The sequence below is a fragment of the Shimia sp. genome (assembly GCF_041624275.1).
In the GTDB taxonomy this organism is placed as follows: Bacteria; Pseudomonadota; Alphaproteobacteria; order Rhodobacterales; family Rhodobacteraceae; genus Shimia.
Genome location: NZ_JBFJVE010000007.1, coordinates 1 through 16,889 on the forward strand (window position 1 = coordinate 1; position 16,889 = coordinate 16,889).

Genomic DNA, 16,889 nt, shown 5'->3' on the forward strand with positions numbered 1-16,889 from the left:
CCAGCCGAGTTTCGTCAGGTGATAGGCCACGGAACAGCCTATGACGCCGCCACCGATAATGACCACGCGGGCCTTTTGGGGAAGATCAGCCATCAGTTTCTCCAACCATTTCGAGTCGTGCCAACTCTGCCAGTTCGCGCCGGCAGATAACCTGTCAAAAACGTCACGGGATACGGCGGAAACACCGCCGTCATCCCGGCACGCGGCGGCGTTCCTTGCGCATCGCCAGCGGGGTGATCCCGAAAAAGCTCTTGTAAAGGCCGCTGAAGCCGCTGCCGAACCCGCAGGCAAAGCCGACGTCCTGCACGCTCATCGTGGTGTTGAGCAAGAGGTTGTTGGCCTTGGCCAGACGCAGTTCGCGGTAATAGGTGTTGGGGGTGGTGTCGAGCAGGGTGCGGAACTTGCGTTCCAGCGAACGGTTCGACATGCCGAGGATGCGCACCAGTTCGTTGATCGGCAGCGGCTCTTCGATGTTGCTGCTCATCAACTCGATGCAGCGGTCCAGCTCGGGGTCGCCGGTATTGGTGCCGCGCAGGCCCGAAAAGGGCTGCTGGGTCGAGAAATCGCGTATCTTTTCATGCAGCATGATGTCGGCGACGGTCATCTTGATGGCCGAGGACACGTGGCGCCCGATCAGCGCCAGCGTGATGTCGATGGCCGAGCTCATGCCGGCGCAGGTCACGATCGGCCCATCCTGCACCGCAAGCGCGCTCCCGGCATCGAACACGCCCTGACGCTCGCGCAAGAGAACGCTGTTCTCCCAATGCGTGGTCAGCGCGTTGTGGCGGTCGCCGTGTTCGCTGATATAGCGGCTGGCCGCCTCGGCGAGAAGAAACACCTGGGCATTGCGGTAGGTATAGGCCTGGACATGGCGCCCCAGTGACAGGGCCGGGCTGTCTGGGTCGGAACAGCCGAGGGCAAACAGGTAATCCGCCTCGGGACGGTCGGGCGGCTGCCGGGTTTCGACATAGGCCCCGGTGCGGCTTTTGACATAGCCACCATTCACCGACAGGTATCGCCATTCGAAGACCGGATGCGCGCTGACCCGGTTGGCGATCATCAGGACATCGACAACCCCGGCCAGCTCGGTCAGAACGAAATCATCCGCCAGAAGGATGTCGAACTGCCAGTTGCGGGGGCTGTCGTCACGGGCGCATTGACGCCTCCGCGCGGTCATTTCGGCCGCCGGTTGCGACACCGGGTCAGAGGTGCGAGCGCGCTTTGGCCGGTGGGGTTTGCGCCTTGCATCGCGTGGGGCAGATCATGGGTCATCGCGCTTTCCAATCGGGGGCCCCGGATCAGGTGCGGGGCGCGTTACACCGAGGGGGCAACCGCCCCGGGCATGACCCGGGGCCTTTGATTCAGGCTCTCAGACGCAGGTTTTCCGGATCCCAGAGCGGCTGGTCTTCCTGCACCACGGCGCGGTATTTCTCACCGTAGATCTCGACCTCGAGCGCGGTGCCCGGCATGGCGTGCTCGGCGCGCACCATGCCGAGCGCGATCGAGGCGCCGACCCGATAGCCCCACCCCCCCGAGGTGGTTTCACCGATGATCTCGCCATCTTTCCAGATGCAGGACATATAGGGCGCATCGGATTCGCCGGCATCGACCAGCAGGGTAACGAAGGATTTCTTCACGCCCTGCTGCATTTCGTTCTGGATCGCGGCCTTGCCCGGGAAGTCCTGCGACTTGTCCAGTTTGACAAAGCGGCCCAGCCCACCTTCGAGCAGCGAATAGTCGGTCGACAGATCGCCTTTCCAGGCGCGATAGCCTTTTTCCAGACGCATGGAGTTCAGCGCATACATGCCGAAAGGTTTGGCGCCGCCCTCCAGGATCGCCTCATAGATCGCGGGCATGTCTTCGTTCAGAGCGTGCACTTCCCAGCCCAGCTCGCCTGCGAAGGACACCCGCACCAGATGCGCAGGCTTGCCCGCCACGGTCGCCGCCTGATGGGTCAGCCAGCCGGCACCGAGGTCGGCATCGCCGCTCAGCCCTGCCAGCAGATCGCGCGATTTCGGGCCGGTGACGATCAGCGTGTCGCGGGTGGTGGTCACGTCTTCGACCGTCACCGTCGATGGCATTGCCTTGACCAGAATATCGCGGTCATGCCATTGGGCGGTCGCTGCGGTGATCATGACGAAGTCGTCTTCGCCCAGACGCATACAGGACATCTCGGTCAGGATGCGGCCCCGGTTGTCCGAGATGTAAACCAGGTTGATCCGGCCGATCTTGGGCAGGCCGCCGGTGATCAACCCGCGCAATGCTTCAGCGGCGCCGTCACCCTTGACGAAGAACCGCGAGAAGCCCGGCAGGTCGAGCACGCCGACACCGTCACGCACGGCTTCGCACTCTTCCTTGACCCGGCTCTCCCATGGGCCGGACCGGCCCCAGGTGTGGGTCGCCTGTTCCGAGGTGTCATCACCATCCTGAGCGAACCAATTGGCGCGTTCCCAGCCGTTGTAAGCGCCCATGACACCGCCCAGTTCCTTGACCTTGGCATGAACCGGCGACAGTTTCTTGTCGCGGGCTGCGGGCCATTCGTGGTGCGGAAAGTGCATGGCGTATTCGTTGCCGTAGACCTCCATGCCCTTCTGGTCGCAATAGGTCTGATCGGTGTAGTCGGTGTAGCGGCGCGGATCGACCGCCCACATGTCCCATTCGGTGGCGCCATCGACGATCCATTCGGCCATCACCTTTCCGGCGCCGCCACCCTGAGCGATGCCGAAGGTGAAGACACAGGCCTCGAAGGCATTCCTGACGCCGGGCATCGGCCCCATCAGCGGCAAACCGTCCGGAGCATAGGGGATGGGCCCGTTGATGACGCTGGACACGCCCGAGCTTTGCATCAGCGGCACCCGCTCCATCGCGTCGGCGACGATGTCCTCGATCCGGTCGAGATCGTCGTTCCACAGCTGAAAGCTGAAGTCTTCCGGCATGACGTCGTCTTCGGTCATCCAGTGGCCCTTGCAGTTGGGCTCGTAGGGGCCGAGGTTGTAGCCGTTCTTTTCCTGACGAAGATAGTAGGACACGTCGACATCTCGGATCAGCGGCAGCTTCTTGCCGTGTTCCTTGGTCCAGGCTTCGATCTCGGGGATCTGCTCGGTCAGCAGATACTGGTGGCTCATCACCATCATCGGCACCGTGCGCCCGCCATAGGGCTTGAACCATTCGCCGACCCGCTGCGCATAGTAACCGGCGGCATTGACCACATAGTCACATGCGATGTCGCCCTTGTCGGTATGCACGATCCAGCTGTCATCTTCTTTCTGGGTGACGCCGGTGGCGGGGCAGAAGCGAAGGATTTTTTGTCCCATGTCGCGCGCACCCTTGGCCAGCGCCTGGGTCAGCTGCGCCGGGTCGATATCGCCATCCGACGGATCCCACAGCACCCCGGCCAGGTCATGGGTCTCAAGAAACGGATAACGCGCCTTGGCCTGCTCGGGGGTCCAGATCTCCATCTCGATACCCTGATAGCGACCCATGGAACAGGCGCGCTCGAACTCCTGCATGCGCTCCTTGGTATGGGCCAGACGGATTGACCCGGTCTGGTGGTAGTTCATCGGATAATCGACTTCATCGCCAAGCCGCGCGTAAAGCTCGGTCGAATAGCGCTGCATGTTCATGATCGCCCATGAGGTCGAAAAGGTCGGCACATTGCCTGCCGCGTGCCAGGTGGAGCCGGCGGTCAATTCGTTCTTTTCCAGGAGAACGCAGTCGCGCCAGCCCTTCTTGGCCAGGTGGTACAGGGTCGAGGCCCCGACAACGCCGCCGCCGATGATGACCACGCGGGCCTTGGTTGGAAAATCAGACATCAATCACTCCCATACGTCTGTTTGCGGCACGCGGACCGCGATTTCTTGGCCCGGGTGTCTCAATAGACCGGCGGTGCGATCACCCAGATCGCGACGCAGGGCTCATCATAGGGGTTGGCCCAGCGATAGCGTTCCCCGCGAAAGCGGAAACTGTCGCCGGCGCCGACGGTGAAGGCGCGGTCGCCAATGGTCAGATCAAGGCGCCCTGAAATGATGTAGCCGACCTCCTGAGTCGGCCGCTGCGCCGGCACCTGCATCGCCGAGCGGGGCCGAAAGGTGGAATGCACCATCTCGAAATCATCCGTGAGATCGGGCGACAGCAGTTCCTCGATCAGCCCTTCCTCGCCCGACCCCATCGGCCGCCGCGCACCGGCGCGCACGACATAGCCCTGCTCGTCGGCGGGTGCGTTGGCATGGCCGAAGAGAAGCGACATCGGCACGCCGAGGCAGTGCGCGATCCCGCGCAGGTCTGAAATCGACGGCTCGGACTTGTCGCGCTCGACCTGGCTCAGCCAGCCGACCGAACGCCCGAGACGCTGCGCCATCTCGGTCAGGGTCAGGCCGCGCGACTTGCGCAGGGCGCGGAGGTCGGCGCCAAGCGTGGCCGTGTCCTGGGGTGTCTGGTGCATCATCGGGCGACTCTTTTTTCGTGAAATTTCTCTTTCAAATTTCACGCTGCCATCCGTTTATGAAATTTTCAAGAAATTTTTCACGAAACGGATACCGGCGCGAAAGACCCGCCGGTCCCGGCAACCCGCGCGCGGGCCGCCCCGCGCAGCGTGTCAGGGGGCGCCCTGTCAAGCGCACCGCTTCGCATCCCCATGCCGGGGCATCGCTTCTGTCAGGAAAACCGGGCGGCCGACCGGGCGCCCATCCCAAGTGACGGACCTAGGTGACGGGGCGCGATCGCAGGAAGAGATAGAGCGGCAGGCCGCAACCAAGGCCAATGCCGAAAGTCACCGGAATCGCGATCAGCGCCAGCCAGTTCCGGCGCACCGCGACCTCGGCCAGAATCCACAGCGTCAGCGTGACCGAGGCGATCAGCAGATCCCAGAACAGCCCGCTGACCAGATCGTTGGCGCGCCAGGCTTGCAGAACCGCCCGCCAGTCGAATCCGGTCTCCAGCAGCGCCGGGGCAAGAAACGTCATGGGGTGCACCGCGCCCCAGATCGCCAGCCCGAGATAGATCATGCGCAACGGTGACATGGCTGTTTCTCCCCTGTTCCGGCCACCCGCAGACGGCCCCGCCCGGCGCCCTGTCGCCTCACTCGGCGGCGCCCAGCGCCAGCGCCGGGACGACATGCGCCCCCTGCGTCGGCGTCACCGGCGCACCGTCGGCGCCGCAGGCGGCCAGCCAGATCAATCCCAATACCGCCACCAGTGCACGCATCGCCTTCCTCCTTCGCCGGGGCGCCCGCAAGAGCCGGGGCCGCCGCTCTGGTTCGAGCTTACAGCTCTGCCTTCCAGCGCGCCACCTGTTCGCGCACCCGCACCGGGGCGGTGCCGCCATAGGAAACCCGCGAGGCCACCGAATTGTGCACGCCCAGCACGTCGAAGACCTCGGCGGTGATGGCGCCATGCACCGACTGCATGTCTTCCAGCGACAGATCCGGCAAATCACACCCACGGGCCTCGGCCATGGCCACCAGCGATCCGGTCACGTGATGCGCGTCGCGGAACGGCATGTTCAGCGCCCGCACCAGCCAGTCGGCCAGATCGGTGGCGGTCGAGAAGCCCGAGCCCGCCGCCGCCTCGAGACTGTCGCGATTGGCGCTCATGTCCTTGACCATGCCCTCCATCGCGGCCAAGGCCAGCATCAGGTTGTCGGCGGCGTCAAAGACCTGTTCCTTGTCTTCCTGCATGTCCTTGGAATAGGCCAGCGGCAGGCCCTTCATCACCATCAGCAGCGCGGTGTTGGCACCGAAGATGCGGCCGATCTTGGCCCGGATCAGCTCGGCCGCGTCGGGGTTCTTCTTCTGCGGCATGATCGACGAGCCGGTCGAGAAACGATCCGACAGGGCGACGAAACGGAACTGCGCCGAGGACCAGATCACCAGTTCTTCGGCAAAGCGGCTGAGGTGCATGGCACAGATGCTGGCGGCGGCCAGAAACTCGAGCGCGAAATCGCGGTCCGACACCGCATCCAGCGAGTTCGCGGCAGGCCGGTCGAAGCCCAGCGCCGTGGCGGTCATGTCGCGGTCGATCGGGAAAGACGTGCCCGCCAGCGCCGCAGCACCGAGCGGCGATTCGTTCATCCGCCGGCGCGCATCCTGAAAACGGCTGCGGTCGCGGCCGAACATCTCGACATAGGCCATCATATGGTGGCCCCAGGTCACCGGCTGCGCGGTTTGCAGATGGGTAAAGCCCGGCATCACCCAGTCGGCGCCCGCCTCGGCCTGATCCAAGAGCGCCGCGATCAGCGCCTCGATGCCGGTAATGGCGGCGTCCATCTGGTCACGCACCCAAAGCTTGAAATCGGTCGCCACCTGATCGTTGCGCGACCGCCCCGTGTGCAGACGCCCGGCCGGCTCGCCGATGATTTCCTTCAGCCGTGCCTCGACGTTCATGTGAATGTCTTCCAGCGCGGTGGAAAACTGAAAATTTCCACTCTCGATCTCTGACAAGACCGCGAGCAGCCCTTCCCGAATGGCCTCGGCATCGCTATCAGTGACGATGCCCGATTTGGCGAGCATCGCCGCATGGGCCCTCGAGCCGGCAATGTCCTGAGCCGCCATCCGCTGATCGAACCCGATCGAGGCATTGATAGCCTCCATGATCGCATCCGGCCCGGCGGCAAAACGGCCGCCCCACATCTGGTTCGAGGTATCTTTGGTCATGATCTGCCCTTCGGAGGGGAAAAAAACAATGTCGAAGTCCGCGCTGGTTTACATGGCCCTCGCCGCCTGTGCAATTGCAGCTGTCGTCTTTGTGGCCCTGCGCGACCCCGCCAGCCAGGGCACCGCCCCCGACATGAGCGCCGCAGCCGCATTGCGCGAAGGCGACATGAAGAAGCTGAGTTTCCATTCCGAACCGCGCGCGATCTCATCGCAGAGCTTCGTCACCATCGAAGACGGCAGCGGCACTCTGGCCGACTACCGGGGCAAGGTCGTGCTGGTGAACTTCTGGGCCACCTGGTGCGCGCCCTGCCGCAAGGAAATGCCGATGCTGGCCGAGTTGCAGCGCCGGCTGGGCGGAGAGGATTTCCAGGTCGTGACCATCGCCACCGGGCGCAACCCGCTGCCGGCGATGCAGGCCTTCTTCGCCGAGATCGGCGTCGACAACCTGCCCCTGCATCGCGACCCGAAACAGGAAATCGCCCGTGACATGGCGGTGCTGGGCCTGCCGGCCTCGGTGCTGATCGACCGCCAAGGTCGCGAGATCGCCCGCATGACCGGCGATGCCGACTGGTCCGGCGCCTCGGCGCTGGCGATCCTGCGGCATGTGATCGGCGCGCCGACCTCGTGACCCGCGCCCCGCAATCGGGCCCTGTCTGACGGCGCCCGCCGCCGGATCAGCTCAGCCCTGCCCGTCCGGATCGAAGCCGGCTTCGCGCATCAGCGCGTTGGAGCGGCTTTCCACCTCGCGTTCCAGCCGGGTCATGAAGTCGTCCTGTTCGCAGCCGGCGGCGATCGGTTCGAGAAACTCGACCACCGCCGTTCCCGGCTTGCGATAGACCCCATGACGCGGCCAGAACACGCCGACGTTGGTGGCCACCGGTACACAGGTCTGTCCGAGCTGGCGGTAAAGCGCAAAGGTGCCGGGCTTGTAGGGTTTCTTGGCCCCCGGCGCGACGCGGGTGCCCTGCGAATAGATGATCAGCTGGCCGGGACGCTGCGCCCCCGAGGCGACATCGGCCAACATCTTCTTGATCGCCGCACCGCGTTTGCCGCGATTGACCGGCACGCAGCCGATGCGCAGCCCGTATTGGCCAACCACCGGCGCCCAGAGCAATTCACGTTTCATGATGAATCTTCCCGCAGGAACTGCCTTGAAGATCATCAGGATATCAAGAAACGACTGGTGCTTGGCGGCGATCATCACCGCGCCCTCGGGCGGTGTGCCACGCACTTCGGTCTTGAGGTTGACCATCCATCCCGCCGTCCAGCATACCCAGACGCAATAGCTCTTGCAGGCCATCAGCGCGCCGGTCCGGCTGACCAGGGCCCAGGGGAAGAACAGGACACCGATCACCAGCAACGCCACATACATCTGCGTATTGAAGACCAGCGATCGCACCCATTGAATGGCATAGGACATCAGCTCAGCTCCGACAGGGTTCGGCGCGCGGCGGCGCCAGTGGCAAGATAGGCAACAAGCGCCGCCAGCGGCGGGATCAGCACGGGCCAGACCCAGTCGACCCCACGAAAGCCGAGCCCGGTCAGGAACCCGCCCTCGGGCTGGGCCGCCGGCAGCAGCAACACCGCCGCCATGCCCAGGGCCGTGCCCAGCGCCGCCCCGCCAAGGGCACGCAGGGTGAAACGGCGCACGAAGGCGCGGGCGATATAGGCATCCTGCGCCCCGACCAGACGCAGCACGGCGATCACCTGCGCATTGGCCGCCAGCGCCGCCTGCGCGGCAAGGGTGATCATCGCCGCCGTAGCGGCCGAGATCAGCAGGATCGACAGCCAGCCCAGAAGGCGCAGGCGCGCGGCCGCCCTTTCCAGGGGTTTGCGCCAGCGCACGTGATCGTCCAGCACCGCGCCCGGCACCTCGGCCCGCAGCCGCAGGCGCAGGCCGGTGGCGTCATATCCGGTCTCGGTCTCGGCAATCTCGATCAGCTGCGGCACCGGCAGGGTCTCGATCGGCAGGTCGGGCCCGAACCAGGGCGCCAGCAGGGCCCGCTGTTCCTCGTGCGTCAGGGCGCGGGCCGAGGCGATCCCCGGTGTGGTTTCCAGCACCCGCAGGGCGCGGGCGGTCTGTTCGGCCATCTGCCCGGCCGGGGCCGAGATGCGCAGGGTGGAACTATGCGCCAGCTCGTCGCCCCAGCGCGCCGCCAGCCGACCCGAGGCCAGCGACAAAGCCAGCGCGAAAACGGTGAGAAAGGCCATCGCCGCGGCGGCAAAGCCGGTCAGCCGCGCCGTGACCCCCGAGGGCGGCACCACCCGGTCGGCCTGGGCGTCGCCGGTGACCAGCGCGGTCAGCCTCTGGCCCAGCCCGCTCACAGGTCGGCCCCGGCCAGTTGCAGCTTGCGCCCGGCGATGCGCAGCACCCGCGCCTGCACCTGGTTCTTGGCGGCGCGGATCAGGTTCAGGTCGTGGGTGGCGATCATGATCGTCTTGCCCATGCGGTTAAGCTCGATCAGCAGGCGCAGCAGGCGCTGCGACATGTCCCAGTCGACATTGCCGGTCGGCTCGTCGGCCAGCACCACGTCCGGCGACATGATGACCGCCCGCGCCAGCGCCGCGCGCTGGCGCTCACCGCCCGACAGGGTCGGCGGCAGCGCCTCGGCGCGCTTGCTGAGCCCGACCCAGCTCAGCAGTTCCTTCAGGTCCGAGAGGTGATCGAGATTGTCGCGCCCCGACACGGTCAGCGGCAGGGCGACATTGTCGGCCATGGGCAGATGGTCGAGAAACTGGCAGTCCTGATGCACCACGCCGATCCGGCGCCGGGTCAGCGCATGGTCGTCGCGGCTCATCTCGCGCACCTCCTGGCCGAACAGCCGCACCTCGCCCGAGGTCGGCACCAACGCCCCGTAACAGAGTTTCAGAAAGGTGGTCTTGCCCGCCCCCGACGGCCCGGTCAGGAAGTGGAACGACCCCGGCGACAGCTTCAGCGAGATGTCGCTCAGCAGCTCGCCTCCGCCATAGCTGTAGGCCATGTTTTCAAGTTCGATCAAACCGCCACCCTCTTGCGTGTCAGGCCCTGTTGTGCCTGAGCATCGGCGCGGTTTCAATGCACCGCGACACGGCTTTTGTCTTTCACATGCGAAAGTTAGGCCATATGCTGCCCGCCAGGACCATGGGACAATGGACAAGCAGGGGACCAAGATGCGGCTGAGCTGCCCGAATTGCGGCGCACAATACGAGGTGCCAGCGGAGGTCATTCCGCAGGACGGGCGTGATGTCCAATGTTCGAATTGCGGCCATACCTGGTTCCAGCTGCATCCCGACAACGATGCCGATCTGGCCCAGGAGACCGGCGCTTCCCTGGCCGATGAGGGATGGTCGCCAGAGGCAGAGCTCGACGCGCTGTCCGGCGACATCGCCGATGATCCGAACGCGGCGGCCACCGGCGAAGTCCAGCCGCCCGATCCGGTGTTCGACGATGAGGGCGACGCGCCGCAGCCGCCGCGCGCGCGCGGGCGCGCCGCCGAAAGCCCCCGCCAGAGCACTGCGCCCGCAGCAGAGACCGCCGATGCGGCGGCCGGCGACACCGGGCATCCCGACATCATCCGCGATCGCCCTGACGAGGCGGACTTGGATTCCGACGAAGACGACACCGACGACGATTTCACGCCACCGCCTTCGGCGCCGGCGCGCCGCAGCATCGACGCCTCGGTCGCAGACGTGCTGCGCCAGGAGGCCGAATACGAGGCACAGGTCCGCGAGGCCGAGGCCCGGGACCTTCTCGAGACGCAAAGCGAACTGGGCCTCGACACCCCCGACGACGGCGCCAGCCGGCGCGCCGACGAAGCCCGCTCGCGCATGCGCCGCATCCGCGGTCTGCCCGATACGGAACCCGAAGCCCCCCCCGCCGAGGATCCGGCCGAGGATCCGCTTGCCGACTTCGACGACAATTCCTCGCGCCGCAACCTCCTGCCCGACATCGAAGAGATCAATTCGACCCTGCGCTCGACCGAGGGCCGCAGCGCCGCCGAGGGCGATGTTCTGGCCATCTCGAGCCGCGCCAGCCGCCGCAGCGGCTTCCGGCTGGGCTTCGGGGTCTCCCTGCTGGTCGCCGCGCTGGTCATCCTCGCCTATGTCTACAATCAGGACATCACGGCGGCCTGGCCCGCCTCCGAGCCCTATATGGACCGGTTCATGGAACAGATGAACGCCCTCAGGGTCTGGCTCGACACGCGTGTGACCGACGCCATGCTGTGGCTGAACGCCAAGACCGGCGCCGGGTCGTCCTAGGGGCCCGACGGGAAATCAGAAGCCGAACGGGACAGGGGCCAAGGCCCCTTCGCCGCCCTGGTCCGCGCCAATCCGAAACCAGAGCCCCCCGGTCAGAACCGATCGAGCAGGCGCCGAAGATAGCTGCGCTCGTCCTCGGGGCGGCGGTCTTCCCCGGCACGGCGGCGGATTTCGTCCAGCAGCCGCCGGGCCTGGCGATAGACATCCTCGCCCTGCAACAGATCGGCCTCGCTGCCGGCCGGCCCGCGCGCGCCCGGGGTGCGCCCCAGCGGATCGGCCATGCCACGACGCCCGGCCTGATCGCGCCCGTCCTGCCCTTCGCCCTGCTGGGCCATCGTCTCGGCGAGGCTGCGCAGCCCGTCGCGCAGGGCGTCCATCGCCTGCGCCTGTTGCTCGAGCGCCTCGTCCAGCCGGTCGCCGCGCAGGGCCTCTTCGGCCTCCTCCATCGCCTCGCCGGCCCGGTCCAGCGCGCCCTCGGTGGCGTTGCCGTCCTCGGTGCCGCGCCCGGGCAGCTGCTGGCGCAGGGACTCCACGCGCCGCCGCAGCGCCTCCTGGCGGTCGGCCAGGCTGCCGTCGCCGGCGTCCTGCCCGCTCTGGCCCGCGCGGCCTTGGCCCTGACCGTCGCCCTGACCATCCCCGGTGCCGTCATGCGCCTGACCGCGCCCTTCGCCGCCGCTATAGCCTTCGTTGCGCCGCGAGCCGCCGCGATTGGCATCGGGGTTGAACTGCTCCTGCAACTGGCGGAAGGCATCGTCCGACAGGCCCTGCTGCTCGCGCAGCGTGTCCGATAGATCCTGCAGCGCCTGTTCGCCGGGGCTCGGCTCACCTTCGCCGGCGCCCTCGGCGACGCGCATGTTCTCGATCAGGCGCTGGAACTCCTCGAGGGCGCGCATCGCCTCGGCCATGCGCCCCTGTTCCATCAGCTCCTGAATGCGGTCCATCATCCGCTGAAGATCGTCCTGGCCTAGCTGCATGGCGCCCTCGGCCATCTGCCTGTCGCCCTCGGCCCCCTCTTCACCCGGCTGGTTCTGCCGCCGCGCCAGCTCGCGCAGGTAATCCTCGGTCGCCTCGCGCAGTTCCTGCATCAGCTGGGCGATTTCGGCGTCACTGGCGCCGTTCTTCATCGCCTCGGCCAGCCGGTCGCGCGCGCGTTCCATGCGCGCGAAGACATCCTCCAGATCGCCCTCTTCCAGCATCAGCGCCAGTTCCCACATCGCCGCTGTGATCTCGTCGCGCTGCTCGGGGCCGAAACTGTCCTGCCGCAGCATGGACCCAAGCCGCCGCAGGACGGTGCGGTAGCGCAGATACGAGGCCTCGTCCGGGAACAGGCCGCTGTCGGGCTGATGCGACAGGGCCCGCATCAGCTGGACCACCCGGGGCGCGTTGGCCCGCGACCACAACAGATCGCGGCGCAGTTCGATGACCGCCGCCGCCAGCGGATCGAAGAAGCGCCGCGCCGGAAGCGCCGCAAGCTTCAGGCTGACGCTCCCCTCCTGCCCGGCGGCATCCTCGACCTCCAGCCGCACCGTCACCGGCAGATGGGCCCAGACATGGGCCGAGAAATCCTCGATCAGCGCCTCTTCGAAGCGGCTGCGGTCGCCGGTGATCGGCAGCGGCAGCGGCAGGTCGACCGGCGCCATCGGTTCCGGCGCCACCGCCAGCCCATAGCGCCGGGGCACCGCCGCAAGGTCCAGCGTGATGCGCGCCGTTCCGCCGCGCACCGCATAGTCATCGCGCACCTCGAAGGGCAGGCTCATCTCGCCGCGATCCGAGACCGCAGCCGCGCCGGCAACCGCAATCATTGGCGCCCGGTCCGGCTGCATCTCGATCTGCCAGGCCCCCCCGCCCGGGCCCTCGATCGCCAGCCGGCCCGAACGCAGCAGGGTGAATTCCTGTTCCGGCGCCGCGGCGCTGGGCAGGTTCTCGACCCGCCCCGACAGGGTCTCTGCCACCGTCAGCGCGCCTATGTCGCCGTAAAGCCGGATCACCACCCGGCTGCCTTCCGGCAGGGGCACCACCCCCTCGGCAAGATCCGCAAGGTAGAGCGAGGGTTTTCCGGTATAGCTCGGCGGCTCGAGCCAGCCCTCCCAGCTCGGCCCGGACAGGGGCGCTTGATCGCCGCCACCAGCCATGCCGGCAACACTGCCGACCCGCGACAGAGACCCGAAAAGCAGGGCCACCATCAGGGCCAGCAACGCCAGATGGCGCAGCCCGAAAGGGTCGAACCGGGCCAGGCGCAAATCCGGCTCGGGCGCCCGCGCCAGGGCCGCCTGCGCCGCCATACGCGCCTGATGCGCGCGCCACAGGGTCTCGGTCCCGGCATCACCCGCCCCCATCGCCGGCCGGTCGCGCAGCGCCGCCAAGGGGCGTCCGGGCAGGGTGGCGTCAAGCCGGCGGAAGGCATCCTCGCGCGCGGGCCAGGAAAACCGGACCAGCCCGTAGCAGAGCGCCCAGAGCGCCGCCGCCGCGATGCCAAGGGCCGAAAGCCACAGCGCTTCGAGGCCCAGCAGGTCGTGAAGCCCCAGCATCAGCGCCGATACCACAAGGATCGCCAGCGACCACAGCGGCCAGAAGCCGCGCGTCAGCGCCTCGGCCAGAAGGCCGAGCCAGGTCAGCGCCAGAACCCGCCGCAATCGTCTCGATCCCCGCGCAGGGCTATGCTTGGGTGTCGCCATTGCCGCTCCCAAAGTGGCGCCGGGGTGCCAGGGCGGCGCCGGTTCCGGCCGGCCGGGCTCAGTCCCCGGTCAGCCACCCGGGAAGGCTATCGCGGTTTATCATCTCTTCCAAGCTCGGGCGTCGGCGGATAACCGCGAATTGATCGCCCCGGACCAGCACTTCGGGGATCAGCGGGCGCGAATTATACTCGCTGGCCATCACCGCCCCATAGGCGCCGGCACTGCGAAAGGCGATGAGATCACCGGCGGCCACCGGCGGCATCACCCGCCCCTTGGCGAAAGTGTCGCCGCTTTCGCAGACCGGCCCGACCACGTCATAGCGCGCCGGCTCGCTGCCCGGCGCCGGCTCGATCACCGCGACGATGTCGTGATGGGCCTCGTACATCGCCGGGCGGATGAGATCGTTCATCGCCCCGTCGACGATCATGAAGGCGCGGTCCTCGCCCTCTTTGACGTAGATCACCTTCGACACCATGATCCCGGCATTGCCGGCGATCAGCCGCCCGGGCTCGATCTCGATCTCGCAGCCGAGATGGCCCAGCACCTCCTTGATCAGCGCCCCGTATTCGGTCGGCAGGGGCGGCGCCGCGTTCGACCGCTCATAGGGAATGCCGAGGCCGCCGCCAAGGTCCAGCCGGCTGATCTCGTGACCGTCGGCGCGCAGCTCTTCGGTCAGCTGCGCCACTTTCTCATAGGCCAGCCGGAAAGGCTCGAGCTCGGTCAGCTGGCTGCCGATATGAACGTCGATCCCGACCACCTTCAGCCCCGGCAGGCGCGCCGCATGGGCATAGACCTCGCGCGCGCGGCTGATCGGGATGCCGAACTTGTTCTCGGATTTCCCGGTGGCGATCTTGGCATGGGTCCGGGCATCGACATCGGGGTTGACCCGCACCGTGATCGGCGCCACCTGCCCCAGCTCCAGCGCCACCGCGTTGATCGCCGCCATCTCGGGCTCGGATTCGACGTTGAACTGGCGGATGCCGCCCAGCAGCGCGGCGCGGATTTCCTCGGCGGTCTTGCCGACCCCGGAAAACACGATCCGCTCGCCGGGCACGCCGGCGGCAAGCGCGCGGGCGTATTCGCCGCCCGAAACCACGTCCATCCCCGCCCCCAGCGCCGCCAGGGTCTTCAGGATCGCCTGGTTGCTGGCCGCCTTCATCGCATAGCAGACAAGGTGGTCGATACCCTCCAGCGCCTCGTCGAACAGGCGGAAATGACGCTCCAGCGTCGCCGTCGAATAACAGTAGAACGGCGTGCCGACGCTGGCGGCGATCTCGGCCACGGGCACGTCCTCGGCGAACAGCGCCCCGTCACGATAAAGAAAATGATCCATGCCCGGCCCTTTCCGCCAAATTCCCGCCCGTCATAGCCAGCCCGTCTGGCTCAGGCAACAACCCAGGCTTCACCTTTGCCCAAATACTCCCGCCGGAGGCCCCCGAGGAGGCGGGCCAGAGGCCCGTATCCGAGACCGCCTGCGCGCCGCAGGCGCACCGGGTTTCATCGGTGCCGCCGTTACGCCTCGCGATGGCCGGCCGGCACGTCGCGGAAGACCGAGGTCAGGATGGCGTCGATCTGACGCGCATCCTCGGGGCCGAAGGCATCGGGCAAATCGCTGTCGATGTCGAAGACCCCCAGCAGCACTCCGGCACCGTTGCGCACCGGAATCACCAGTTCCGAGCGGGTGCTGCTGGAACAGGCGATGTGATCGGCAAAGGCCTCGACATCGGCCACCAGCTGGATCTCGCCGCTGCGCGCCGCCGCGCCGCAGACCCCGCGCGAAAACGGGATCACCAGGCAGCCGTGCCCGCCCTGATAGGGGCCGATCTTCAAGAGTTCCGGCGCCACAACGCGGTAAAAGCCGGTCCAGTCGAACCGATCGTCGGCATGGTGGATCTCGCAGGCCAGCGTCGCCATCAGCGCCACGCAGTCGGTTTCACCTTCGGTCAGGGCCGCGATCGAGCGGGCAAGTCGGGGATAGTCGATGGTCATCGGGTCCTCGGGATGGTTCAGGGACATTTCTGTCCCCTGCGACCGTCAAGGTCAATTCATCCCGAGGAGGTCGCGCCTTGCTCAGTCGCGCTCGATGGCGATCGCGGTGCCCTCGCCGCCGCCGATGCAGATCGCCGCGACACCGCGTTTCAAGCCGCGTTTTTCCAGCGCATTGAGCAGCGTGACCATGATCCGCGCCCCCGAGGCGCCGATCGGATGGCCCAGCGCACAGGCGCCGCCGTTGACGTTGACGATGTCGCGCGACAGCCCCATCTCGTGCATGAAGGCCATCGGCACCACGGCAAAGGCCTCGTTCACTTCCCAGAGGTCGACATCCTCCTTCTTCCAGCCGATGCGCTCCAGCAGCTTCTGCGCCGCCGGCACCGGCGCGGTGGTGAACAGCCCCGGGGCCTGGGCATGGCTGGCATGGCCGACAATGCGGGCGCGGATGTTCAGCCCGCGTGCCTCGGCCGCCTCCTGCGAGGCCAGCACCAGCGCCGCCGCGCCGTCGGAGATCGACGAGGAATTGGCCGCCGTCACCGTGCCATCCTTGCGGAAGGCCGGCTTCAGCTGCGGGATTTTCTCGGGGCGGGCATTGCCCGGCTGCTCGTCTTCGCCGACGACCACCTCGCCCCTGCGGCCCGACAGCGTCACCGGAGCGATCTCGCCTTCGAAGGCGCCCGATTTCTGTGCCTCGAGCGCATTGGACAGCGATTTCAGCGCGTATTCGTCCTGGGCTTCGCGGGTGAACTGGAAGCTTTCGGCGCAATCCTCGGCAAAGGTGCCCATCAGGCGGCCCTTGTCATAGGCATCTTCCAGACCGTCGAGGAACATGTGATCCTGCACCTGCTGATGACCGATGCGGGCACCGCCGCGCATGGCGGGCAGGATATAGGGCGCCTCGGTCATGCTTTCCATGCCACCGGCGATCATCACCTCGGCATTGCCCAGCGCGATCTGGTCGAACCCGACCATCGCCGCCTTCATGCCCGAGCCGCACATCTTGTTCAGCGTCGTCGCCGGCACCTCTTCGCCCAGGCCGCCAGCAAATCCGGCCTGGCGCGCCGGGGCCTGCCCCTGGCCGGCGGGCAGCACACAGCCCATCACCACTTCGTCGACGGTCTGCGCGCCGGCATCGGCAAGCGCCGCGCGGATCGCCGCGCCGCCCAGGGTCGCTGCGGTCACCCCGCTGAAGGCCCCCTGGAATCCGCCCATCGGCGTGCGCGACGCACCCGCAATCACAACTGTCTTCATTTCCGTCTCCCCTAGAGAATATGACCCGTCTGGGCGCATGATCTGCGCCGCAATTGTTGCACGGGTGTTTCAAGACCATTGTC

Annotated in this window: 16 protein-coding genes; 2 read left to right on the forward strand and 14 right to left on the reverse strand. The window is 66.9% G+C overall.

Annotated features, from left to right (window positions below; translation table 11 throughout):
* From ABZD10_RS01230 to argH, 7 genes are all read right to left on the reverse strand, one after another.
* On the reverse strand, positions 1 to 93 hold a 93-nt coding region (locus tag ABZD10_RS01230; protein ID WP_372884313.1), incomplete at its 3' end, for an FAD-dependent oxidoreductase.
* A gap of 97 nt (positions 94 to 190) precedes the next feature.
* Entirely contained in the window at positions 191 to 1,177 is a 987-nt protein-coding gene (locus tag ABZD10_RS01235) for a GlxA family transcriptional regulator (RefSeq protein WP_372884282.1), read from the reverse strand.
* 184 nt (positions 1,178 to 1,361) lie between these two features.
* Complete coding sequence (locus ABZD10_RS01240) at positions 1,362 to 3,812, reverse strand: FAD-dependent oxidoreductase (RefSeq protein ID WP_372884283.1); 2,451 nt, start codon at positions 3,810 to 3,812, stop codon at positions 1,362 to 1,364.
* A 59-nt stretch (positions 3,813 to 3,871) separates the two neighbouring features.
* A complete protein-coding gene (locus ABZD10_RS01245) occupies positions 3,872 to 4,444 on the reverse strand; it encodes a helix-turn-helix domain-containing protein (RefSeq protein ID WP_372884284.1) in 573 nt (190 codons plus the stop codon).
* A gap of 256 nt (positions 4,445 to 4,700) precedes the next feature.
* Complete coding sequence (locus ABZD10_RS01250) at positions 4,701 to 5,018, reverse strand: DUF2834 domain-containing protein (RefSeq protein WP_372884285.1); 318 nt, start codon at positions 5,016 to 5,018, stop codon at positions 4,701 to 4,703.
* Positions 5,019 to 5,076: 58 nt separating this feature from the next.
* Positions 5,077 to 5,202, reverse strand: a complete 126-nt coding sequence (locus tag ABZD10_RS01255) for a hypothetical protein (RefSeq protein ID WP_372884286.1) — start codon at positions 5,200 to 5,202, stop codon at positions 5,077 to 5,079.
* Positions 5,203 to 5,260: 58 nt separating this feature from the next.
* Entirely contained in the window at positions 5,261 to 6,649 is a 1,389-nt protein-coding gene (gene argH, locus ABZD10_RS01260) for an argininosuccinate lyase (RefSeq protein WP_372884287.1), read from the reverse strand.
* Positions 6,650 to 6,677: 28 nt separating this feature from the next.
* Here argH and ABZD10_RS01265 point away from each other — a divergent pair, with 28 nt between their 5' ends.
* Positions 6,678 to 7,277 (forward strand): TlpA disulfide reductase family protein, encoded by a 600-nt coding sequence (locus ABZD10_RS01265; protein WP_372884288.1) that lies wholly within the window; start codon positions 6,678 to 6,680, stop codon positions 7,275 to 7,277.
* A gap of 51 nt (positions 7,278 to 7,328) precedes the next feature.
* Here the strand turns inward: ABZD10_RS01265 and ABZD10_RS01270 are convergent, their stop codons facing one another.
* From ABZD10_RS01270 to ABZD10_RS01280, 3 genes are read right to left on the reverse strand one after another with little or no spacing between them, the layout of a single operon-like run.
* Positions 7,329 to 8,069 carry a lysophospholipid acyltransferase family protein gene (locus ABZD10_RS01270; protein WP_372884289.1) on the reverse strand — a complete coding sequence of 247 codons (741 nt, stop codon included), beginning with the start codon at positions 8,067 to 8,069 and terminating at the stop codon, positions 7,329 to 7,331.
* On the reverse strand, positions 8,069 to 8,974 hold the full coding sequence (locus tag ABZD10_RS01275) for a cell division protein FtsX (protein ID WP_372884290.1): 906 nt from the start codon (positions 8,972 to 8,974) through the stop codon (positions 8,069 to 8,071). The genes ABZD10_RS01270 and ABZD10_RS01275 overlap by 1 nt, the downstream gene beginning before the upstream one ends.
* A complete protein-coding gene (locus tag ABZD10_RS01280) occupies positions 8,971 to 9,648 on the reverse strand; it encodes a cell division ATP-binding protein FtsE (RefSeq protein WP_372884291.1) in 678 nt (225 codons plus the stop codon). The genes ABZD10_RS01275 and ABZD10_RS01280 overlap by 4 nt, the downstream gene beginning before the upstream one ends.
* A gap of 130 nt (positions 9,649 to 9,778) precedes the next feature.
* Between ABZD10_RS01280 and ABZD10_RS01285 the strand changes: the two genes are divergently transcribed.
* Entirely contained in the window at positions 9,779 to 10,888 is a 1,110-nt protein-coding gene (locus tag ABZD10_RS01285; RefSeq protein ID WP_372884292.1) for a zinc-ribbon domain-containing protein, read from the forward strand.
* A gap of 92 nt (positions 10,889 to 10,980) precedes the next feature.
* Here ABZD10_RS01285 and ABZD10_RS01290 read toward each other — a convergent pair whose 3' ends face one another.
* From ABZD10_RS01290 to ABZD10_RS01305, 4 genes are all read right to left on the reverse strand, one after another.
* Positions 10,981 to 13,563: a DUF4175 domain-containing protein gene (locus tag ABZD10_RS01290; protein WP_372884293.1), complete on the reverse strand. Its 2,583-nt coding sequence runs from the start codon at positions 13,561 to 13,563 to the stop codon at positions 10,981 to 10,983.
* A gap of 58 nt (positions 13,564 to 13,621) precedes the next feature.
* Positions 13,622 to 14,896, reverse strand: a complete 1,275-nt coding sequence (gene lysA / locus ABZD10_RS01295; protein ID WP_372884294.1) for a diaminopimelate decarboxylase — start codon at positions 14,894 to 14,896, stop codon at positions 13,622 to 13,624.
* Positions 14,897 to 15,075: 179 nt separating this feature from the next.
* Positions 15,076 to 15,552: a GAF domain-containing protein gene (locus tag ABZD10_RS01300; RefSeq protein WP_372884314.1), complete on the reverse strand. Its 477-nt coding sequence runs from the start codon at positions 15,550 to 15,552 to the stop codon at positions 15,076 to 15,078.
* Positions 15,553 to 15,633: 81 nt separating this feature from the next.
* Complete coding sequence (locus ABZD10_RS01305; protein WP_372884295.1) at positions 15,634 to 16,806, reverse strand: acetyl-CoA C-acyltransferase; 1,173 nt, start codon at positions 16,804 to 16,806, stop codon at positions 15,634 to 15,636.
* Positions 16,807 to 16,889: the final 83 nt, after the last annotated feature.